This window comes from Natronomonas sp., from assembly GCF_036625485.1.
In the GTDB taxonomy this organism is placed as follows: Archaea; Halobacteriota; Halobacteria; order Halobacteriales; family Haloarculaceae; genus Natronomonas.
The window spans coordinates 1-21105 of sequence record NZ_JAZKTR010000026.1; the positions used below are offsets into that span (position 1 = coordinate 1).

General features: G+C 63.0%; 23 protein-coding genes and 1 tRNA gene. 10 read left to right on the forward strand and 14 right to left on the reverse strand.

Annotated features, from left to right (window positions below; all coding sequences use genetic code 11):
• The coding region (locus V5A53_RS14545) for a twin-arginine translocation signal domain-containing protein (protein WP_442928674.1) at positions 1-382 on the reverse strand (382 nt) is incomplete at its 3' end.
• Between V5A53_RS14545 and V5A53_RS04385 the strand changes: the two genes are divergently transcribed.
• Positions 300-1022 (forward strand): alanyl-tRNA editing protein, encoded by a 723-nt coding sequence (locus V5A53_RS04385; protein ID WP_332312361.1) that lies wholly within the window; start codon positions 300-302, stop codon positions 1020-1022. The genes V5A53_RS14545 and V5A53_RS04385 overlap by 83 nt on opposite strands.
• On the opposite strand, the gene V5A53_RS04390 is transcribed toward V5A53_RS04385, so the two are convergent.
• Both V5A53_RS04390 and V5A53_RS04395 read right to left on the reverse strand, forming a co-directional pair.
• Positions 1019-1324: a hypothetical protein gene (locus V5A53_RS04390; protein ID WP_332312362.1), complete on the reverse strand. Its 306-nt coding sequence runs from the start codon at positions 1322-1324 to the stop codon at positions 1019-1021. The genes V5A53_RS04385 and V5A53_RS04390 overlap by 4 nt on opposite strands.
• An 89-nt stretch (positions 1325-1413) precedes the next feature.
• Positions 1414-1815: a CBS domain-containing protein gene (locus V5A53_RS04395; RefSeq protein ID WP_332312382.1), complete on the reverse strand. Its 402-nt coding sequence runs from the start codon at positions 1813-1815 to the stop codon at positions 1414-1416.
• Positions 1816-1924: 109 nt separating this feature from the next.
• Between V5A53_RS04395 and V5A53_RS04400 the strand changes: the two genes are divergently transcribed.
• The 4 genes from V5A53_RS04400 (at position 1925) to V5A53_RS04415 (ending at position 7014) form a co-directional block, all read left to right on the forward strand.
• Complete coding sequence (locus V5A53_RS04400) at positions 1925-3421, forward strand: AMP phosphorylase (protein ID WP_332312363.1); 1497 nt, start codon at positions 1925-1927, stop codon at positions 3419-3421.
• Positions 3422-3511: 90 nt separating this feature from the next.
• Entirely contained in the window at positions 3512-4780 is a 1269-nt protein-coding gene (locus V5A53_RS04405) for a Single-stranded DNA binding protein (protein ID WP_332312364.1), read from the forward strand.
• Positions 4777-6279: an RPA family protein gene (locus V5A53_RS04410; protein ID WP_332312365.1), complete on the forward strand. Its 1503-nt coding sequence runs from the start codon at positions 4777-4779 to the stop codon at positions 6277-6279. Before V5A53_RS04405 ends, V5A53_RS04410 begins: the two co-directional genes overlap by 4 nt.
• Complete coding sequence (locus tag V5A53_RS04415) at positions 6280-7014, forward strand: metallophosphoesterase (RefSeq protein WP_332312366.1); 735 nt, start codon at positions 6280-6282, stop codon at positions 7012-7014.
• A gap of 24 nt (positions 7015-7038) precedes the next feature.
• Here V5A53_RS04415 and V5A53_RS04420 read toward each other — a convergent pair whose 3' ends face one another.
• Positions 7039-8103 carry a pyridoxal phosphate-dependent aminotransferase gene (locus V5A53_RS04420; protein WP_332312367.1) on the reverse strand — a complete coding sequence of 355 codons (1065 nt, stop codon included), beginning with the start codon at positions 8101-8103 and terminating at the stop codon, positions 7039-7041.
• A 139-nt stretch (positions 8104-8242) separates the two neighbouring features.
• Here V5A53_RS04420 and V5A53_RS04425 point away from each other — a divergent pair, with 139 nt between their 5' ends.
• Positions 8243-8587, forward strand: a complete 345-nt coding sequence (locus tag V5A53_RS04425) for a DUF5658 family protein (RefSeq protein WP_332312368.1) — start codon at positions 8243-8245, stop codon at positions 8585-8587.
• A 5-nt stretch (positions 8588-8592) separates the two neighbouring features.
• Here the strand turns inward: V5A53_RS04425 and V5A53_RS04430 are convergent, their stop codons facing one another.
• The 3 genes from V5A53_RS04430 to V5A53_RS04440 all read right to left on the reverse strand — a co-directional run bounded on the left by V5A53_RS04430 (position 8593) and on the right by V5A53_RS04440 (position 13442).
• Positions 8593-10251 (reverse strand): ABC1 kinase family protein, encoded by a 1659-nt coding sequence (locus tag V5A53_RS04430; RefSeq protein ID WP_332312369.1) that lies wholly within the window; start codon positions 10249-10251, stop codon positions 8593-8595.
• Between the two features lie 91 nt (positions 10252-10342).
• A complete protein-coding gene (locus V5A53_RS04435) occupies positions 10343-10690 on the reverse strand; it encodes an Hsp20/alpha crystallin family protein (protein ID WP_332312370.1) in 348 nt (115 codons plus the stop codon).
• Positions 10691-10811: 121 nt separating this feature from the next.
• On the reverse strand, positions 10812-13442 hold the full coding sequence (locus tag V5A53_RS04440) for a PAS domain S-box protein (protein ID WP_332312371.1): 2631 nt from the start codon (positions 13440-13442) through the stop codon (positions 10812-10814).
• A 247-nt stretch (positions 13443-13689) separates the two neighbouring features.
• On the opposite strand from V5A53_RS04440, the gene V5A53_RS04445 reads away from it, so the two are divergent.
• A complete protein-coding gene (locus V5A53_RS04445) occupies positions 13690-14901 on the forward strand; it encodes an APC family permease (RefSeq protein WP_332312372.1) in 1212 nt (403 codons plus the stop codon).
• 63 nt (positions 14902-14964) lie between these two features.
• Here V5A53_RS04445 and V5A53_RS04450 read toward each other — a convergent pair whose 3' ends face one another.
• The gene (locus V5A53_RS04450; protein WP_332312373.1) at positions 14965-15984 is read right to left on the reverse strand and encodes a BtrH N-terminal domain-containing protein; all 1020 of its coding nucleotides are present in this window, start codon (positions 15982-15984) and stop codon (positions 14965-14967) included.
• 284 nt (positions 15985-16268) lie between these two features.
• Between V5A53_RS04450 and V5A53_RS04455 the strand changes: the two genes are divergently transcribed.
• Positions 16269-16910 carry a dienelactone hydrolase family protein gene (locus V5A53_RS04455; RefSeq protein WP_332312374.1) on the forward strand — a complete coding sequence of 214 codons (642 nt, stop codon included), beginning with the start codon at positions 16269-16271 and terminating at the stop codon, positions 16908-16910.
• A 36-nt stretch (positions 16911-16946) separates the two neighbouring features.
• Here the strand turns inward: V5A53_RS04455 and V5A53_RS04460 are convergent, their stop codons facing one another.
• The 5 genes from V5A53_RS04460 to V5A53_RS04480 all read right to left on the reverse strand — a co-directional run bounded on the left by V5A53_RS04460 (position 16947) and on the right by V5A53_RS04480 (position 20022).
• Positions 16947-17834: a universal stress protein gene (locus V5A53_RS04460; RefSeq protein WP_332312375.1), complete on the reverse strand. Its 888-nt coding sequence runs from the start codon at positions 17832-17834 to the stop codon at positions 16947-16949.
• A gap of 157 nt (positions 17835-17991) precedes the next feature.
• On the reverse strand, positions 17992-18234 hold the full coding sequence (locus V5A53_RS04465; protein WP_332312376.1) for an amphi-Trp domain-containing protein: 243 nt from the start codon (positions 18232-18234) through the stop codon (positions 17992-17994).
• Positions 18235-18335: 101 nt separating this feature from the next.
• On the reverse strand, positions 18336-18755 hold the full coding sequence (locus V5A53_RS04470) for a CBS domain-containing protein (RefSeq protein WP_332312377.1): 420 nt from the start codon (positions 18753-18755) through the stop codon (positions 18336-18338).
• Positions 18756-18922: 167 nt separating this feature from the next.
• Complete coding sequence (locus tag V5A53_RS04475; RefSeq protein ID WP_332312378.1) at positions 18923-19291, reverse strand: STAS/SEC14 domain-containing protein; 369 nt, start codon at positions 19289-19291, stop codon at positions 18923-18925.
• Positions 19292-19374: 83 nt separating this feature from the next.
• A complete protein-coding gene (locus V5A53_RS04480) occupies positions 19375-20022 on the reverse strand; it encodes an HAD family hydrolase (protein ID WP_332312379.1) in 648 nt (215 codons plus the stop codon).
• A gap of 105 nt (positions 20023-20127) precedes the next feature.
• Between V5A53_RS04480 and V5A53_RS04485 the strand changes: the two genes are divergently transcribed.
• Together V5A53_RS04485 and V5A53_RS04490 are read left to right on the forward strand one after the other, a co-directional pair.
• The gene (locus V5A53_RS04485; RefSeq protein WP_332312380.1) at positions 20128-20577 is read left to right on the forward strand and encodes a DUF2267 domain-containing protein; all 450 of its coding nucleotides are present in this window, start codon (positions 20128-20130) and stop codon (positions 20575-20577) included.
• 51 nt (positions 20578-20628) lie between these two features.
• Positions 20629-20712, forward strand: a tRNA-Ser gene (locus V5A53_RS04490).
• Between the two features lie 56 nt (positions 20713-20768).
• Here V5A53_RS04490 and V5A53_RS04495 read toward each other — a convergent pair.
• Positions 20769-20918, reverse strand: coding sequence for a DUF7557 family protein (locus V5A53_RS04495; protein WP_332312381.1), 150 nt, complete (start codon positions 20916-20918; stop codon positions 20769-20771).
• Positions 20919-21105: the final 187 nt, after the last annotated feature.

Genomic DNA, 21105 nt, shown 5'->3' on the forward strand with positions numbered 1-21105 from the left:
GTACGTCGCCACCTTCGGTCTCGGTATCGCCGTTGCCGTTGCCGCCGTTGCCGTTACCGTCGCCGGTACAGCCGGCAATAGCGCCGACTGCAACCGTCGCACCAGTAGCCTGGACGAACCGACGTCGGCTGAGTTCTTGCATACGCATATTCGTTGGGGACGAAAACACATAAAACGACATTTGAGTCTTGTGAACATGGATTGACACCAACATATAAGTACCATAACGCGCCGGAATCGGTCGCTGTTCCCGATGCGGGACCGACCGCTTCTTGCAGTTGCAGCCATAACGGCCAAGCATGACCGACCTCCTGTATCTCCCGGACAGCGACGACGTGACTGCGTTCTCGGCGACGGTAACGGAGGCAACGCCGGAGTACATCGTCCTCGATGGCACCTATTTCTATGCCGAAGGCGGCGGCCAGCCGGCCGACCACGGCGTCATCGAGTGGGACGGCGGGCGAGCCGAGATCGGCGACGTACGGAAGAATCATGGGGATGTTCGACACCGAATCGAGTCACTGGAGGGTGAGGTACCTGCCGAGGGGACCACCGTCGAAGCCGAGATCGACACCGAACGACGCGAGAAACTGACGCGAATGCACACCGCCCAGCACGTCCTCTCGCGGGTCGTCCTCGACGAGTACGGCGCCGAGACGGCTGGCAATCAGGTCTACGAGGACCGCTCGCGCATCGACTTCGAGCCGGCGAACTTCGATGCTGACGACATCGCGTTCATCGAGGAACGGACCAACGAGGTGATCGAGCGCGGCCTCTCGGTCACCAAGGAGAATCGCCCACGCGAACAGGTCGAGGCGAACGTCACGGAGGGGCGGGCGCTACTGGACCTGATTCCGGATTCGGTCGACCCGCTTCGAGTCGTCGAGATCGAGGGCTTCGACATGTGTCCGTGTGGGGGCACGCACGTCGACTCCCTCGACGAGATCGGCCGCGTCGAGGTCATCGAAGACACGTCGAAGGGTGCCGACGTCCACCGCATCGAGTTCGAACTGGTCGATTAGGCGTCCAACGAATCCATCGCCGCGGGGTTCTCCCAGAGTTCGTGGAGCGTGCCGGCCGCGAGGAACCGGGTCGGCGCGGTGACCCACTCGCTGGTGGCGGGGTCGTCAGGTGCCGGACAGTCCGTCGTGTGCCACCACGCGACGTAGCGGCCGTCGTCGAGACGCGCCGTCGGGTAGGCCTCCGTCTCGACGAGAATATCGATGCGGGTATCGGCTTCGACGGCCGGAACCTCCGTCTCGTCAGCGTCGAGACTGACCTCTATCGGCACGCTATCCGCCGGGTCGGTCTCTATGGGCGACATTGTCGGGGAGGAAATCTTGGCTGACGAACTACAAAAAGCCCCGTCGGGCAGGCGTCTGACGTTCGGGAGGCTTTCGACCGGTTCCGACCTCAGGCCGTCGGGGACTGCAACCGAGCGACGTAGGTGGTGAGGTCCGTCGTCGTGATGATTCCGATGACGCCCTCCGTCTCGTCGACGACGGGCAGGTGGTGGACACCCTGTTCGAGCATCAGGTCGGCGGCTTCCTCGATGGGGGTCTGTGCGGTGGTGGTCACGACGTCGCTGCTCATGTAGGTCGAAACCGCCGTCTGGTCTTTCGGCTTCCGCTCGCTGACGATGCTTACGAAGTCGGTCGACGTGAGAATCCCTTCGAGGCCGTTGTCTTCGCCGACGACCAGCACCGACCCGATGTCGTTCTCGATCATCAGTTGGGCGGCGTCTTCCACGAGCGTGTCGGGCGTGACCGTCTGCAGTTCCGAGGACATCAGTCGGGCGACGAAGATATCGTCCATCATACTACTCCATCGGTGACGCCGGGTGTTAAGCATTATCAATAATGCAAGACGCTCGCATACCGGACACGGCGGTGGTTCTTAAGCCGTCAGGGGTAGAAACTAGCATATGCGCCTCTCCGTCGAGCCGATCGATATCGGCACCAAGCGGCCGGTCGTTCTGCTCAACAGCGCGGATGCGGAGACGCTCGGCGCGCACGCCCTCGACCGCGTCGAGATCAGTTGGGACGAGATCACCGAAGTCGGCATCGTGAAGATCACCGACGAACTGGTCGAGGCGGGAACGCTCGGGGTCACGCACGGACTCAGGCGGCCGCCGGCGGCGGTCGAGGTGACCACTGCACCGCGTCCGAGTTCCGTCGATAGTATCAAGCGAAAACTCGACGACGAGGAACTCGACGACGAGGAACTCGAAGCGATCGTCGCCGACATCTACGACGACCGACTGTCGGACCTCGAACTCTCGGCATACATCTGTGGCGCTCACACGAACGGGTTCTCCCTCGAAGAGACGAAGACACTGACCGAACACATGTCGGAAATCGGCGAGCGACTCGACTGGGACCAGCCGATCGTCGCCGACAAACACTCCGTCGGCGGCGTCGCCGGGAACCGCGTCACCCCGATCGTCGTCCCCATCGCCGTTGCGGCGGGACTGACCGTACCGAAAACGTCCTCACGGGCGGTCACCTCGCCGGCCGGCACCGCCGACACGATGGAGGTCTTCTGTGCCGTCGATTTCTCGCTGTCCGAGATCCGGGATATCGTCGAGGACGTCGGCGGCTGTATGGTCTGGGGCGGTGCGGTCGACCTCTCGCCGGTCGACGACAAGATGATTCGGGCCCAGAACCCCCTCTCGGTCAACCCACCGGGTCAGACCATCGCCTCGGTCCTCTCGAAGAAGCAGTCGGCCGGGTCGAGCCACATCATCGTCGACGTGCCCTATGGCGAGGGCGCGAAGGTGACCAACCTCGATGCCGCCCGCGAACTCGCGACCGATTTCAAACGCGTCGGCAACCATCTCGGCCTCCGGGTCGAGTGTGCGATCACCCGTGGAACCGACCCGGTCGGCCACGGTATCGGGCCCGTCCTCGAGGCCCGTGACGTCCTCGCGGTTCTCGAAGGAGAGGGCCCTGCCGGACTTCGTCTGAAGAGCCTCCGCCTCGCCGATATCCTCCTCGAGATAACCCGCGAGGACGGTGCCGACATCGCCGACGCCTCGGCGGCCGAACTCCTCGATTCCGGGGCCGCGCTCGAAACGTTCCGTGAAATCATCGCCGCACAGGGTGGTGACCCCGACGTCTCTCGGGCGGACCTCCAGCCCGGCGGCCGGACCGAGACCATCGTCGCGGGCCGCGATGGCATCGTTACCGACGTGGCCAACCCCAAAGTCAGCGAACTGGCCCGACGGGCGGGCGCACCGGCCGATGTGGGTGCCGGCCTCGAACTGCACCGGTCGACGGGCGATACCGTCGCCGCGGGCGACGAACTCTACACGATCCACGCCGAGGCCGAAACCAAGCTCGGCTACGCCCGCGAGTACGCTTTGGAGAACACCATCGTCCGCGTCGGCGGCCGGGACGAGGCGCTAGTCGAGCGGGTTTAAGAAGGCTGCCACCCGCCGGTCAGCGGGAACAGCGACGACAGGTGCCATCGGCGCGAACGCTTTTGGGCTCCCCTGTCCAACGTCCGTTCGATGAGCTTAGACGATGCTGCCGAGGAACTCGCCTCCAGCCTCGGCGTAGACAAAACGGAGGTCAAAGAGGACCTGGAGAAGCTCGTCTCGTACTCGGTGCCGATGGACGAGGCGAAACAGAGCTTGCGCCGGAAATACGGCGATGGCGGTGGCGGTGGTGACGAACCGCCCGAGACCGACGTCGGTGACATAGAACCCGACATGGGCAACGTCACCGTCACCGCGCGCGTGCTGACGGTCGGCAAGCGCTCCATCCGCTACGAGGGCGAAGACCAGACCATCTTCGAAGGGGAGTTGGCCGACAAGACCGGCCGCATCTCCTACACCGCGTGGACCGACTTCTCGCTGTCGCCCGGCGACACCATCACCGCGGGCAACGCGGGCGTCCGCGAGTGGGAGGGCGAACCCGAACTCAACCTCGGGGAGTCGACGACGGTCACGCTGCGTGACGAACCGCTCGAAGTGCCCTACGATATCGGCGGCGAGCGGGACCTGCTCGATCTCGAACCCGGTGACCGGGGTCGGACGGTCGAGGTGAAAGCCGTCGAAGTCGAATCCAAGACCATCGACGGCCGCGACGGCGAGACCGAGATTCTCAGCGGCGTGCTCGGCGACGAAACCGCTCGCCTGCCTTTCACCGACTGGGACCCCCACGACGAGATCGTGGAAGGCGAATCCGTCCGCCTCGAAGACGTTTACGTCCGCGAGTACCGGGGCGTTCCCTCGGTGAACGTCACGGAGTTCTCGACGGTCGAACCCGCCCCCGAGGTCGACGTCAGCGATTCGGCGACCCGGATGACCGTCGGCGAGGCCGTCGGCGCCGGCGGCGTCTTCGACGTGGAACTGGTGGGCAACGTCATCGAGGTCCGGGACGGCTCGGGCCTCATCCAGCGCTGTCCGGAGTGCGGCCGCGTCGTCCAGAACGACCAGTGTCGGAGCCACGGCGAGGTCGACCCCGAGGACGACATGCGCGTGAAGGCCATCCTCGACGATGGAACGGACACCGTCACCGTCGTTCTCGGCCGCGATTTGACCGAGGAGATCTACGGCGGCACGCTCGAAGAGGCCTTAGAACACGCTCGCGATGCGATGGACCGCGAGGTCGTGGCCGATGACATCAGGGAGAAACTGGTCGGCGGCGAGTACCGCGTCCGCGGGGCGCTGTCGGTCGACGAGTACGGTGCGAACCTCGACGCCGAGGAGTTCGCCGAAAGCGACGACGACCCCGAGTCGCGTGCCCGTGATCTGCTGGCGGAGGTGGGCGCATGAGCGACTCCGGCCCAGGCCGACGGGAGGTCGCGTACAGACTCTTCGCCGCCGAGTTCGACGACGCGGAGTTCTCCTACAGCGAAAGCGACGAGGAGCGCGCGCCGAACTACGTCGTCACGCCGACGGGCGCGCGCGTCAACCGCCTTTTCGCGGTCGGCGTCCTCACCGAAGTCGACGACGTCAACCCCGAGATGGTTCGCGGCCGCATCGTCGACCCGACCGGCGCCTTCGTCAGTTACGCCGGCCAGTACCAGCCCGAAGCGCTGGCCTTCCTCGAACGCGCCGAACCGCCGACCTTCGTCGCCCTCTCCGGGAAGGCCCGAACCTTCGAACCCGACGACGGCGACCAGATCTACACGTCGGTCAGGCCGGAATCGGTCAGCGAAGTCGACGCCGAAACACGGGACCGCTGGGTCGTCACGACGGCCGAGCGTACCATCGACCGTATCGGCGTCATGGCCTCGGCTATCGAAGCCGAACTGAGCGGCGACCAGTTGCGCGCCGCCCTAATCGAGGAGGGCGTCGACGAGCGCCTCGCCGACGGCGTCGCGCTCGCGTTGGATTACTACGATACGACACCCGCCTACCTCGACGCGCTCCGGGAGACCGCTCTCGATGCCGCCCGCGTCGTCGCGGGCGAACGCGAGGAGGTCCGACGCCTCGATGTAGCCCCGGGTGAGGGAATGGGCGATGCGAGCGACCTCGCCACGGTCGACCTGTCGGGCGCCCCCTCACCGTCGACCGCGGCTGCCGCGGCCGGCGTCGACGAATCGGGCGCGGTCGAATCGACGAGCGAACCGGAGACCGAAACGGAGCCCATCGAGGAAGCAACCGAACCCGACACGGACAAATCAGCCGAAGCCGAAGCACCCGAACCCGCCGACGAGACGGCCGAATCGGACGTCTCCGAGACGACTACGGAAGCCGAATCGACCCCGGAAGCCGAGCCGGAACCCGAACCGAGCGAAGAACCCGAACCGAGCGAAGCGACGCCGGAAACCGAAGCCTCGGAATCGGTCGAGGAACCCGGCGAGTTCGAGGCCGACGAGGAGGTCCGCGAGGAGGTCGAGGAGGAACTGGAGGACTTCGACCCCGGCGAGTTCGACCTCGACGAGGAGACGCGCGAACAGGTCGAAGAGGAATACGGCACCGAGTTCTCGACGGCCGACGAGGTCGAGGAAGCCAGTATCGAGACGCCGGAGGCCGAAACTGACGTCGAGGAAGGCAGCACCGAACCCGAACCGGTCGAAGAGGAACCAGTAGATGAAGCGGAAGCCGGGCAAGAGGCCGAACCCGCCGGCGAGGTCGACCTCGAAGACGCGGTGATGGAGACGATGGAAGAACTCGACGAGGGCGACGGAGCCGACCGCGACGAACTCGTCGATTCGCTCGTCGAATCCCACGGCGTCGCAGCCGAGGAAGTCGAGGAGGCGATTCAGGACGCCCTCATGAGCGGCCGGTGTTACGAGCCATCGGACGGCACGCTCAAGTCCATCTGAATGCTGGACCCGGTGCCCGACCGGCCGGCCGCTGTCGCCGACTGCGGGTCGGAACGCGCCCTCGTCGTCGCCGACTACCACGCCGGCATCGAGGTGGGCCTGCGCCGGGACGGCGTCGAACTGCGGAGCAACGCCGAGACGCGCCGCGAGCGTCTCCTCCGCTTGCTGGTCGAGACCGACGCCGACCGCGTCGTCTTTTTAGGTGACCTCGCGGACGCCATCGGCGACCCGACCGGCGCCGAGCGCATCGAACTGGAGACGCTGTTGAAGTCGGTCACCGAACGCGTCCCGGTCACGATTACGAAGGGCAACCACGACGGGAACATCGAAACCGTCGCCGATGGAATCGCGGACGTAACCGTCGTCGACGGCCCCGGAACCCGAATCGGAGACGTGGGGTTCTGTCACGGTCACACGTGGCCCACCGAGGAGGTTGCCGCCGCACCGACGCTGTGTACTGCCCACGAACACCCGCTGGTCCGACTCGAAGACGAGGTGGGCGGCAGCCGCACCGAACGCGTCTGGCTCCGGGGCGGTATCGACTCCGGGGGCTTTCCCGACTACGACGAGGTGGGCGACCGGATGGTCGTCTGCCCGGCGTTCAACGACCGCTCGGGCGGCACCTTCGTCAACGAATCCGACGGCTTTCTCTCGCCGTTTCTGCCCGACGGGCTGGCAGACGGCGAGGCCTATCTGCTCGACGGAACGCGTCTCGGCGACTACCGGCGAGTATAAAAGGCGGTCGAGGTGGGGGCGTGCTCAGGTGTGCCGCTGGAGGAACGAATCAACGCGTGCCAGCCCTTCGACGAGTTCCTCCTGCGGGAGGCCGAATCCGATGCGGAACCAGTCGGGGCGGTCGAAGGCCTCCCCCGGCGCGAGGACGACCGATTCGGCCTCGACGAGGCCCCGGCAGAAGGATTCGCCGCCGGCGAAGCCCTCGGGAACCTCGACGAAGGCGTTGGTGCCACAGTCGGGGGCCGACCACGAGAGGTCGTGTTCCTCGAGGAATTCGACGACCAACTCCCGGTTCTTCGCGGTGTGGTCGCGGTTCTCGGCGAGGATTTCCTCGCGGCGGTCCCACGCCTGCCGGGCGACGTGCTGGCCGAACTTCGAGGGCGAGATGGTGGTGTAATCCTTCCAGTTCTCGACGGCGGCGACGACGGCGGTCGGTCCACAGAGCCAGCCGAATCGGAGGCCGGCGAGGCCGAAGGACTTGGAGACACCGGCCGTCGAGATACCATAGCGGCCGAAACTGGCAACGGGAGGGGCTGGATCGTCGTCGAGCAGGCGGTAGACCTCGTCACAGAGCAGGTAGGTGCCGTTGTCCGCACAGACTTCGTAGAGCGCGCGCATCGCCTCCTCGTCGTGATACCGGCCGGTGGGGTTGTTCGGGTTGGCGAGGACGACGAGGTCGGTATCGGGACGAATCGCCTCGGCGACGGCGTCGACGTCGAGGGTCCAGTCCGGTTCCGAGAGAGGCACCTCGGTCGTCTCCGCGAGCGCGGCGGGCACCTCCGAGAGTGACCCGTAGGTCGGCGTCACGACGACGGCGTGGGAATCGACCAACGAGAGGAAGGCGAGGAAGTTGGCCTCCTGTGTCCCACAGGTGAAGACAGTCTCCTCGGCGCTTCGGTCGTGGTGGGCGCCGATGGTCTCGCGAAACTCGGGGTCGCCGGCGGTGGGGATGACGTAGCCGAGTTCGCCGGGGTCGGTATCGAAGCGGCTCGCGTCGAGGGGGCGGACGCCGCTTTCGGCGAGCATGATGTCGGCGTCGGCTTCCACCTCGGCGAACCAGCGTTCGAGAGCGAACGGTTCGATGCGCATACCGAAGGGTCGGTGGGCGTCCTCAAAAGGGCGCCGTCCGAGGCTCACGGACCCAGTCGATGCGGAAGACACCCCTTACCGCCGTCTGCGGACGGGTAAGCCGGATGTTACAATCACTATCTCCGGCGTAGCCGGGGCCATGAGTCACCGCGAACCGGCCGTGAGCAGCGGTCCCGGATTCGACGTGATGCAGTTGTGGGCCATCGCCCTCCTCTGTTTCGGGGCCGGTGACGTGGTGACGACGACCGTCGGTCTCCGGCTTGGAGGTGTCATCGAAATCCAGCCGCTCGCTGCCCAGATCTTCCGTTATTCCACCCTCGCGGCGATGCTCTCGCTGAAGGCAGCGGTCTTCGGAGGGTGCTACGTCCTCTGGAGACGCGTTCCGGAGCCCCACTGCGTGGGGGTACCACTCGGGTTGGCCACGCTCGGGGTGGCCGTCGTCGCGTGGAACCTCCACGTACTGGTCCTCGCGACGGTATCGTAGGTTCCTTACTCGTCGTCCTGCCGTTCGCGCATGGCCTGTCGGGTGAACTGCGGCTTGGCGCGGATGCCGCGGCGCTTGCGGAACGAGCGCCACAGCAGGCCGACCAGGAGCGTCGACACGGCCGCCGCGACTGCGGTCGCTTCGAGCGTGGCGAACGCGTACAGAACCGTCGTCGCCAGCAGGCCGGCCGACAGCAACATGCCGAGAACGAGCCGTTTGGCCAGCTTTTCGAGCGGTTGTTCGTCTTCGAGTTCGACGCCGACGGTCACGTCGCCGCGGTCGATCCGGTCCAGCGTGGATTCGAGTTTCGGCGGGACGCGAACCAGCGATTCGCCGAGGTTCTGCAGTTCCTCGCCGCGGCCTTCGAGGTAGCCGCGGGCGCTTTCCTCGAGTACGCCCTCGTCGCGGAGATAGTCGGTGGCGACGGCGATGAAGTCGAAATCCGGGTCCAGCGTCACGCAGACGCCCTCGACGACAGTCGCCACGCGCAACACCAGCGCGAGGTTCGGGGGCAACCGCAGCGGGAAGTCGTAGATGGTGTCCTCGACCTGTTCGATGATCTGCTGGACGCGGTACTGCTCGATGTCCTCGCCGCGAGCGTCGGCGATGGCCAACTCCATGACGTTGGACATGACCTCGCGGTCGGCCTCGGGACTGAGCGTCCCCATCTCGATGAGCGTATCGAGGATGGCGCCGGTATCCTGTCGGGCGACGGCCAGATAGAAATCGACGATCTTCTCCTGGATGAACGGGTCGACCCGGCCGCTCATTCCGAAGTCGTAGAAGACGATGGTTCCGTCGTTCTGGACGGCGAGGTTTCCGGGGTGGGGGTCCGCGTGGAAAACGCCGTCGTCGATTATCATCTGGAGGTAGACGCGCTGGAGCGTCTTCGCCAGTTGCGTCCGGTCGACGCCCAACTGGTCGAGGTTGTCGATCTGAGAGATCTTCGTCCCCTTCACGTACTCCATCGTCAGCACGCGCCGAGTCGACAGTTCCGGGAGTGCGACAGGCACGCGGACGTTCGGGTTGTCCGCGAGGTTCTCGCCGATCTCTTCGAGCATGCGGCGCTCGCGCTCGTAGTCCATCTCCTCGCGGATGGTCTTCTCGAACTCGTCGGCCAGCGTCTCCAGCGAGAACGACCGCGTCTCGCTGACGAAGCGCATCAGGATGGGCAGCGACCAGCGGATGACCCGGAGGTCGGCCTCGACGAGGTCCTCGATGTTCGGCCGGCGCACCTTGACAGCGACGCGTTGACCGTCGATCTCGCCGATGTAGACCTGTCCGAGGCTGGCGCCGCTTATCGGGTCGGTGTCGAACTCGTCGAAGACCTCGTCGACGGGGCCGAGTTCCGCTTCGAGGACCTCGCGGCTCTCCGCCCACGGCGCCGGCGGCACGTCGTCCTGCAGGCTTTCGAACACCTCGATGTACTCGGGCGGCAATACGTCCGGTCGCGTCGAGAGCAACTGTCCCAACTTGACGAACGTGGGTCCTAGACGGACCAGCGACTCCAACAGGGATTGGGCCCGCTTCTGGCGTTTCTCGGTCGAAACCGTCCGGCCAGGTCCGAAGAAGAGATATCGATTGCGGTCCCGAGCGTAAGCGAGCAGCAGGGGCAGGAACTGGTAGGCGACGACGAAGAACCGTCGGTACGCGCGTAGTGTCACGCGGCACCCACCTCGTCGTCATGTCGTTCGGCGCCGAGACATCGCTGACTACGGCACCGTACCGCTCGGAACATCGGCCGCGTTTCCGGATTCACGAGACGGGGATGTTCTGGCCGTCCTCGTCGGCCGATTTCGGGAGGCGGATCGTGAGGACACCTTTCTCGACGTCCGCGTCGGCGCCGCCGCCGGTCACGTCCGACGGCAGCGGGAGTTCGGCATCGAGGAACAGCGACCGTTCCTCGGTAACGTATCGGAACGCCCGCGGAACGTTCTTCTCTCGCCGAGCCTCGATGCGGAGCCGGCCGTCTTCGAGGCGAACGTCGACGGTGTCTTTGGTCGCGCCCGGGAGGTCGATGACGAGCAGATAGGCCTCGTCACTCTCCAACAGGTCGGCGAAAACCGTCTCCGGGAGCTCCCCCAACGCCTCACGAAGTTGCATGGACACCGCTTGGGTCGCTGGAGCGTTAAAATCCTCGGTGCCGGACAACCAGCACACGCACTGTGACCAGCAACCACGGAACTCGACAGCGAGACGGACGAGACGAGGCGGCGTCGGGAGTTTACACGGCCTTCGGGAGCGTTACGATAAAAACCGCACCTTCCGGGTCGTTGTCCTCGACCCGGATCTCGCCGCCGTACTGCTCGACCAGCGTCCGGACCAGGTAGAGCCCGATACCCGTTCCGGGGCTATCGAGTCCCTTCTCGCCCTTGCCGAAGATCGCCTCTCGCTGACTTTCGGGCACTCCCGGACCGTTATCGGCAACCGCCACATGCACCTCGTGTTCGCGCTCCTCGGCGCTCACTTCGACGACGGGAGGCCGCTCGTCGTTGTGCTGGACAGCATTGTTCAACAGGTTCCGGAAGGCCGACGAGAGCATCTCGTTCGCCTGCACCTCGACATCCGGAACCGAGCCGCGAACGGAGATCTCGGCGTCCGGGTACGCCTCCTGCCGGAGTGTGATCTCTTTTTGAAGAAGCGGCTTCAGTCGGGTCGGATAGACATCCATCTCGGCGTCGTCCGATAGCGTCTCGACGTAGTCGCGGGCGATTTCAGTTAGTTCGATGACGTGTTCGCTACTATTGAGTATCTTCTCGAGGTGTTCCTGTCCTGCTTCGTCGATGTACTCGTCGAGCATCTCGGTCCAGCCGAGAATTATCGCCATATCGTTACGGATGTCGTGACGAACGACCCGGTTGAGCATCTCCAATTCCTCGTTTACCTGTTCGAGTTCGGCTTCGTACCGTTGCTGTTTGGTGACGTCTCTGATCGACGCGAGGGCCGCCGGAGCCCCCTCGTACTGTATCTGGGCGACGCTTACTTCCGCTACTCGCTTGCTTCCGTCACTCGTCTGGAACGATATCCTGTACCGGGAGGGCGGGTCCTCACGGTCGGGGTCGAGTCGACGCTCGTATCGGTCCCCGATCAGGGACCGATCGCTCGGGGCGACGGCCTCCAGGAACGGCATCCCGAGAATCTCGTCGTCCTCGTAGCCGACTATCTCAGCGAACCGGGAGTTGGCGAAGACGAATTCCTCGTCCTGAATGATCACGATGCCGTCGTGGCTCTTTTCGACGAGCGTGGAGTACTTCTCTCGCTCTTCGGCGAGTTGCTGTTCGCGTTCCTTGCGCTCGGTGATGTCGACGAACGAGGCCAGCAATCCGATGGGTTCGCCTTCGTCATCCGTCATATAGCTGGCCGAACACCGAGCAGAGAACGTGGACCCATCAGCCCGCAGTGCCTTCAGTTCGCCCTCCCAGCTCCCCGTCTCCTGGACCTCGTCCATGGCAGCGGCTGCTTTGTCCGGGTTCTTCCAGCCACCGATGACCGGTTCGCCGATGATGTCCTCTAGATCATCGTAGCCCCACATGTCGAGGAACGCGGGGTTCGCGGACATCAGTTCGCCGTCGAGACCTGCGATGGCGACCCCGCTGAGTGAGGATTCATAGGCGTTTTCGTACTGTCGGAGTTGTTCTTCCCGCTCCTTACGCTCGGTGATATCCTGGAACATGCCCCGAAGCATGGTAGTGTCCCCCGTCTCATCCGTCTGCGTCTCGCCGTACGCATGAACGTCTCGGACCGTGCCGTCGGTTCGGACGATACGGAGTTCGAGATCGTAGCCACTCCCGTCTTCGATCGCCTCTTCGACTGCGCTGGTAATCTCGTCGCGGTCGTCGGGATGGTATAACTCGATTGCCTCGTCGAGGACCGGTTCATAGTCGTCGGCAACGCCGTGGATTCGGCGGACTCCATCGGACCATGTGAGTTCCTCGGTCCGAAGGTCGTACTCCCAGATGCCGATATCGGCGATGTCCTGTACTCGGTCGAACAGGAACTCCTGTCGTTCGAGTTCCTGTTCGTGTTCTTTCCGCTCGGTGAGGTCGGTGATGAACCCCTCGAGAGCGACGACCGAACCGTCATCGAACACGCCTCGGCCCTGCTCCCAGACCCATTTTTCCTCGTCGTCCGCGGTTCGAATTCGGTATTCGATACGGAAGGGTTCGCGTGCTTCCACCGCGTCCTGAACCGCGTTCCAGACGCGGTCGCGGTCGTCCGGATGGATCAGGTCCGTCCCGTAACTGACCGCCCCGTCGACCAGTGCGGACGGGTCGTACCCTGTGAGCGCGGTAGCGCCTTCACTGACGAAGGTCATCGGCCACTCAGGTTCGTACTCACATCGGTAGGCCAGTCCCGGTACGTTGCTGAGGAGTGTCCGGAAGCGCCGTTGACTCTCCTCGAACCGCTTTTCGGCCCGAGTCCGACGTACTGCGTTCTCGATGCGATTGGCCAGAACGGTGAACTGGTCGGTGGTGGCGGAATTCTTCCGGATGTAATCGGTAACCCCGGCAGAGATGGCCTCGCTTGCGACTTCCTCACTTCCCTTACCGGTAAAGATGATAAACGGAACGTCGGGATACTCGGCGCGAACGGTCTCCAGAAGTTCTAGGCCATCCATATCGGGCATCTTGTAATCACTTACGAGACACTCGATATCGCCCTCGGCGAGTCGCTCTACCCCTCCAGTCGCGCTCGTTGCAGTCTCGACGACGATGTGATCGTGTTTCCGTTCGAGGGTTCGTGCAGTCACCTCCCGAAAGTCGGCCTCATCATCGATGTAAAGAACGGTAATGGGGTCCGCCTCACTGATCGGCTTCGGGGTCGCCTCATCAGGGGCGGAATGAGGGGGTGTCATACAAAAGAGTTAGTCGGTGTATAATCATAAAGTCGTTCGGGACTGATTATCCCGTCAGGGACGTCGTCTGTTCGGTCCGTGCTCGGGAGGTGGCTCTCACGGCCAGCGGGGGTAGCATCGGTCGCAGATAATACGGCCCTGAAGCCGCCAATCCGTAGTCGGCGTTCCAATCGCCGTTCTACGGACCGGTCTCGAAAACTGGGTACGGCACTGCAATTTATGTGGCCCTCACGAGAGATGCGAGGTGATGTCGACACTGCGTCGGGAACTCGGACTCTTGGAGGCCGTCGTCTACGGTGTCGGCTTGATCCTCGGCGCCGGCATTTACGCGATCTTGGGTGAGGCGACCGGCGTAACCGGTGGGTCGATCGTGGTCTCCTTCCTGTTGGCCGCCGCGATCGCGTCGTTGACCGGCCTGAGCTATGCTGAACTCGCATCGATCTTCCCGAAAGCGGAAGGCGATTACATCTACGTTCGTAAGGCGTTCGACCGAGAGATCATCGCGGATGTGACAGCGTTCGGTCGACTATCGATGGGCGTTATCTCGTCGGCGGCGGTGGCGCTGGCCTTCTCGGGCTATCTGTCCGTCTTCGTGGATGTTCCGTCGGTTCTCATCGCCGTTTTCCTCGTCGTCCTCATGACCGGCGTCAATTTCTGGGGAATCGAACTATCCACCAAACTCAACCTCCTCTTTACCGGTATCGAGGTCGCGGGCCTGTTGATCATCATCTGGATCGGAAGCGGCTCTTGGGGCGACGCACAGGTACTTCAGGCTCCGAATGGACTGTTCGGTGTCGTCAATGCCTCGTTTCTGATATTCTTTGCCTATCTGGGGTTCGGGTCGATCGTCAATCTCGCCGAAGAAACCGAGGGCGCGACGGTGACGATTCCGCGGGCCATCATCCTCTCGATCGGTATCACGACGGTCCTGTACGTGTTGGTCGGCTTGTCGGCTGTCGCCTTGGTGGACTGGCAGGTGTTGGGTCGTTCGGCCTCGCCACTGGCGGAGGTCGCCGCCGTCGGGTGGGGTCCCTTCGGCGCAACGGCACTCGGCGTTATCGCGCTGTTCTCGACGACGAATACGGTACTGATCCTCCAGATTTCGACCTCGCGCCTCCTGTACGGGGTGTCGAAATCGGAGTATCACGTCTTTCCCGAGACCTTCTCTCGTGTGCATCCCTCACGGCAAACGCCTCACTACGCGGTCGCCCTCGTGGGCCTTCTCACGATTCCGTTCGTGTTCCTCGACGATATCGGACTCGTAGCCGGGTTAGCCAATCTCATGTTGTTGATAGTCTTCGTGTTGGTCAACGTCGCGTTGCTGAAACTCCGGTATTCACGGCCGGACGCCGATCGAGGGTTTCGGGCGCCGCTCAACGTCGGCCAACTGTCCCTTACCGCCGTCGGGGGACTCCTCACGTCGCTCGGGCTGATCGTGTTCTACATCGCCACGTGGTAGGAGGGCTGGACCGCACGAAGAGACCCTCACAGCCGGATGTGTCGATACCGAACCGAGGACGGCTTACTCGTAGTCCTCGACGTCACCCAGTTCGTCGGCGATCGCCTCGAAGATCGCCTCTTCCCGTTCGGCGATATCGCCGACCAGACCCGCGGCCTCCTCGAAGTGCGATGGATGGGGGTCCTCGGCCTCCAGAATATCGCCCAGACGTTCGGCGACGGTTCGCCACTCCTCGGCCACGCCGGCCATCCGGTCCGAAAGGTCGTGCGCAAGCCCGGTTCGCTGTCCCAGTTCCTCAAGCGATTCGGCGAAGAGTCCGCGGAAGGCTGCTCCCTCGCCGTGTTCGTCGATGCTCCGCCGGGCGGCCCGTACCGGACGATACGGTTCGGGGAGGTCCGGCCACGTGCCGAGGTAGTCCCCGAAGGACCGTAATGCGGGAAGGCCTTCTTGGCCCGGTCCGCGTGCGTCACGTTTGACGTGCAGCGGCTCGATCATATAGGTCGCAGCCTCCCGAAGACCCGCGGCGGCGGCGTCGGTTCCGTCTTCGGTCCGCCGCGCTCGGGTCACCGTGAGGTACTCGTTGTCCAACGGAACGACACCGTCGCTGGCCCACGCCTTCTTCAGGGTCTCGCGTGACACCTCCTGCCGCGTCTCCATCGCGCCGTCCGAGAGGTGCGCCGTCTCCTCGTCGTAGCCGACCAGCACGGCGACGTGCGGCGCGAGGTGAGTCGGTTCCTCGGGAAGGTACGGCAACTTAGTCGGGTCCAGAAAGAGGATCACCGGATCGTCGTCGTCGATACGGGCCGTCGCGTTCTCCCAGGCCGAGTCGAAGTCCTCGCCTCTCTGATAGGAATGGGGGATCCCGGTGCGTTCGAAGAACGCCCGTTCCATCCACGTGGAGCTGGCGCGGAAGGAGACCCACTGTTTCTCGGGATGTTCGTAGAGGACGAACGTCGCGCCGCCGCCGATTCCGAAACACGCCGCCTCGCTGTAGTTCCAGCCGTAGTACCGTGCCACGTTCCGGAGTGCCGTCGCTCCACAGTGGACACCGGATTGGTGGTCGTAGTTCTCGACAGTTTCCATATTCGACATACGTCCGACTCCCTGTTAACTCCTCTCATGATTCTCATCGAACCCTGCGATAGGTGGGTTGTATATAAGCTGATCCGCCAGACGGTCGACAGTAGCCATCCGTCATCCAGTACGGGCAGAATCCCCGTTCTACATCCGGAGAAACATCCGTTAGCCGAAGCGATTCTGACACGGCTTTCACATCAAAAGACGTAGCCACCGCCTGAGGGGCGTGAGATTCCGGTGTAGTGGGAACGACCCACACAATAAACTCGGAGGGGTCCATCTGTTTCGGTATGACCAAATCATCCGAGAATCTCGTGTCTATCCCGGTCGATGACGTCGAACTGGAAGGGATGCTAGACGTTCCGGACGGCGCATCGGGAATCGTCGTCTTCGCACACGGGAGTGGATCCAGCCGGAAGAGCCCACGCAACAACTACGTCGCGGAGGTGATTCGTGAGCGAGACCTCGGCACATTGCTTTTCGACCTTCTCACCGAGGAAGAAGACCGAGTGCGTGAGAACCGGTTCGATATCCCACTGTTGACCGACCGTCTGGTTGCAGCCACCGAGTGGCTCTGGAATCGTGAGGACACGGCTAACCTAGGCGTGGGCTACTTCGGCGCCAGCACGGGGGCTGCATCCGCGCTACGAGCCGCCGCGCGTATCGGTGACGACGTCGAGGCCGTCGTCTCACGGGGCGGACGGGTCGATATGGCCGAGGAGGTCATCGAGGAGGTACAGGCGCCGACGCTTTTCATCGTCGGGGGAGACGACACACAGGTACTCGAACGCAACCGCGAGATCTACGACCGACTCACCGTCGAGAAGGAACTGCACGTCGTTCCGGGCGCCGGCCACCTCTTCGAAGGGGAAGGGGAACTCGAAGAAGTCGCCGACGTGGCGGCCGACTGGTTTGCCGAGACACTCCGTTAAGTGGCTCGGATACCACACCGGACGAGGACCGCGCTGTCACGACGTCTCGCCGTGGCCTACGACCAGCGTCACGGGGATCTCCGAACGACGTGAAACGGTCTCGGCGACGCTTCCGAGAACCATCCGCGCGGGAAGGGAACGACCGTGACGTCCCATGATTATCTGGTCGAAGTCGTTTTCGACCGTGTAGTCGACGATGGACCGGGCCGGTTTGCCGTGTGCCAGTTCGGTCTCCACGATGAGGTCCTCGTCTGCGATTGCTTGAACGGCCGAATCGAGGATGCGTTCTCCCCGTCGAGTCAGGCCGTCGATGATCGTTCCGAGTCCCGCCTCGATGGCGTCGCGGTCGTATTCGAACGGAAGGGCGACGGCGTGGAAAACCGTAATCCGTCCTTCGGGAAACCGGTCGATAGCGTATTCCAGCGCGGCGAGCGACTGTTCTGACCCGTCGACTGGAACCAGAATACGACCCGGAAGCGTCCGCTGGAGGAGTTCGGACTGGGGTTCCGGGATGATCGTCGTCGAGACCGAAGCACGCCGAACGACCGCCTCGGTGACGTGGCCGAGAAACGGACGAACGACCGGCGATTCACCGTGGCTCCCCATAACGACGTGGTCGATGTCGTGTTCGTCGAGATACGCGAGTATCACGCGATGGGGTCGCCCCACCTCGAGTGCAGTCTCGACTTCGTGTTGGTATCCCGATGCGATCTCACGTGCGCGTTCGAGAACCCGTTCTCCGGGAGGTCGTAGCCCGTCGTCGCTATCCCGAGATTCGAGGTCGAGGTCCGGATAGCCTACGAGTTCCGGATCACGGGCGTATAACGCGGTGACGGTCGCGTTCGGAAACGACACGAGCGTGTACACGAGCCCGGCGAACGATTGCGATGAACCATCGACGGGAACGAGAACGTTTGCTGGCATGGTCTTGGAGATCAAAGCATCGGCACGGGCGTGTAGCTAATCGACTAACGACCCCGAGCGTAATCAATCACTGGTAACGTGTCCCGTCATCGACGGGTCGTTCACCGGTATCCGTGGGTCGGCTTCCTGTCGATAACTCGAACGGTACGACAGTAGCTCATTTCGTCCAACGGATCTCGTATTCGAGTTCGTATCGCTCTTCCCCGGTTTCGGAATCGGTGAGTCGTTCGAGTTCGACTTCGAACCGCGAGTTCTCGGGGACGTTCACGTCTCGGTCTTCCGTATCGCTCTCCAGATGAACGGCGCCGGATTCGATCTGGTCGGCAGCAGCGGTGAGCGCCTCGGCGATCTCAGCCCGCGTACGCTGTTCTTCGGTCTTGAAAAGTATCTCTTCTGGCATTGATTATCTTTTGAACGCTCAACCGCATATAGGTACCCGGTCCCTCCCAGAAACCGAGACGAACCTGAAGGGATGTCCTTCGAACAGCGACCGGAGGTCGGTCAGTATTCCGGTCGCTGAGCCCGAATGATCTCCGCGAATTGTTGTTGCTCGTCCGCGAGGAGTTCGCTCAGGTCGTCGCTGGTAATGATACCCACGAGGGAGTCGCCGTCACAGACGGGGAGTCGTCGGATACCGTTCTCCGCCATCAGGGTGGTCGCCTCGTAGAAACCGGCGCCACGCTCGATCGTACAGAGGTCGGTCGTCATCACGTCTTCGGCTGTCTGGCCGGCAGGGTCCAGTTCCCCACCGAGGACCCGAACCGTCAGATCTCGATCCGTGACGATACCGACCGGCGTATCGCCGTCCGTGATTACGACGCTTCCAACCCCCTCTTCGTCCATGATCGCCGCGAGGTCCGGGACTGGTGTTTCGGGATCGGCCGTTACGACGTCACTTCGGGCAAGGTCTTCGATTGGCATTGTCTTTCTCCCCATAAGGGACTTCGGCCGGGATGGTGTAGTGTATTACCCTGATTCCGAGATATCGAGACACGTCAACTATACCCACTGTATTCGGCACCGTTCGGTTAGCAGACGGCGCCGAACACGTCGGCAGTCCACGGGCTCCCGGTTGGGGATGGTCGCTGTCACTCGCTGTTTTCCGGTTCCACCCAGTCCCAGGCGGCATCGATTTCGGCTTGCTCGAAGTATTCGATGTCGGGGGCTGACACGCGATTCGCGACTTTCGAGCTCCATTCGAGCAGCGGGCTCTCCCCGACGACAGCATAGCGATCGATGTTCTCGCTGTGTCGAAGCCAGAATCCGAGGTCGTCGTCGATGGCCTTCACGTCGGGATACGGTATCGATGGCATGGATACCAGTAATCGAACGGACCCGTGGTCGGCGATGACCTCCTCGATTTCCGTCAATATCTCGTCGAGTTGGTCCTCCGTGAGGACTTCTCGGATCTCGTACCCCAGAACCTCACCCTCGCTGCGGGACAATTTCTCGTACATCCTTACGTAGTAATTTGATCGGAGACAGTGTATATCGTGCTGGTCTTTCCCAGTTACTTAGACTCCCTTTGCGGGGGTTCGGGTTATTCGCCGGTGTCGACGAATTCGTGCTGTTCGAAGTACAGCCGAAGTTCGCGAATCGAAGTCACGACGACATCACAGTGGTCCTCGACGACGGGTTCCGGTTCGAAGCCGATAGCCGTCCCGGCGACCTGCAGCATCGGGAGGTCCGTAGCACCGTTGCCGACTGCGGTCGTCCGTCCGAGGTCCACGTCCTCGGCGAGCGCCAGTTCCTCGAGCGTCTGGTCCTTCTCACCGTCGATCAGCGGTCCTTCGACATCACCCGTTACGGCGCCGTTTTCCAGCACGAGACGGTTCGCGACCACGTGGTCGACTGTAACGCCCGCCTGTTCGAGCGCCATTTCGACGCCACGTTCGAAACTCCCGGTGATGATGGCAACGGAAACGTCGGACTGCCGGAGGTCGGCGATCAGGTCGGCAGCGCCGGCTCGTAGCTTACACCGTTCGAAGGCGTCGTTGACTCGCGCTTCCGGCATTCCTTCGAGGAGCGACGCCCGCTGACGGAGTGTCGTTCCGAACGCCTCCTCGCCTCGGAGTCCCTGTTCCGCGAGGCCTCGAATCTCACCCCCCACGTCGTACTCTTCGCCCAGAAGGACCGTGAGATCCGATTGGGTGAGCGTCCCGTCGAAGTCGAAGGCGACTAGTGTCATGATACTCCCTGTTTCGGGCCCACGGTTGATATTGTGTGTGGGTTGGTATCACATATTGGGAAACCCCCTCACGGTTAATGTCGCTCCACTCGATGGTTCAGTCGTATGAACTTCGATGAATTTACCGGAAAGGTACAACACCGACTCGAGTTGGCGAACACCGGTGAGGCAGTGCGGGCGATTCGGGCGACGCTCCTGACGCTGGGACAGCGCATCGCCGAGGAGAACGCCGAGGACTTCGCCGCATCCCTCCCCATGGAGATCAAGTGGTACATGACGGGAGCGGTCCACGAACACGGTCAGCGGTTCGACTGGCAGGAGTTCGTCGACCGTGTCAGCGAGATCGAGGGGATCGATCCAGCGGACGCAGCCTACCACGCTCGCGTCATCATCGACCTCGCAGAGACGATGGTCCCGGAATCGGATTTCCAGCAACTGCGCGACTCCCTTCCCGAAAGCGAGGACGACGAGAGCTGGCGGAAGCTCTTCGAGGTCGTCGACGCTGGCGGGTGGGGCGAGAGCGAGGAAGCCCAGACCGGTGGCGGACCCACCTGAGGCTGGCATTTCGGGCGATAGCCGGGGTACAGGAACGGAGTCGCCGTGACTGGTGGGATGACAGAGCGGCCCATCGTGCCTGCCTGGAAAGCAGGTGGCCGGAAGGCCTCGTGGGTTCGAATCCCACTCCCACCGCATCGTGTCTCGGAACGCGATTCCTTTCCGAGTCGGCCCGTGTTGGTACGTCGTGGTTACTCCGAATAGCCCTCCTGGAGGAACGCTCCTTCGGTCTCGTACATGGAGACCAGTTCGGCGATGAACTCTTCGTGAGTTTCGCCCTCTTCGAGATGGTCGTCCAGTCGGTCTTTGAGTTCGTCACTGATTTCGAGCGTGTAGGTCATAGTTGGGGTGGAAGGTACCTAGTATGACGTGGACACGTCGTAAATAACCTGCTAGCGATTCCCACACGGTAGTACTCATCGACCGGTACTTGCAACTCGTTGCACGATATCAGGATGATTCGATGGCTGTCGAGACCCTCGGGATGTTCCTCGTCTTCCTGATAATCCTCGTTGCCCTCCTTCTATC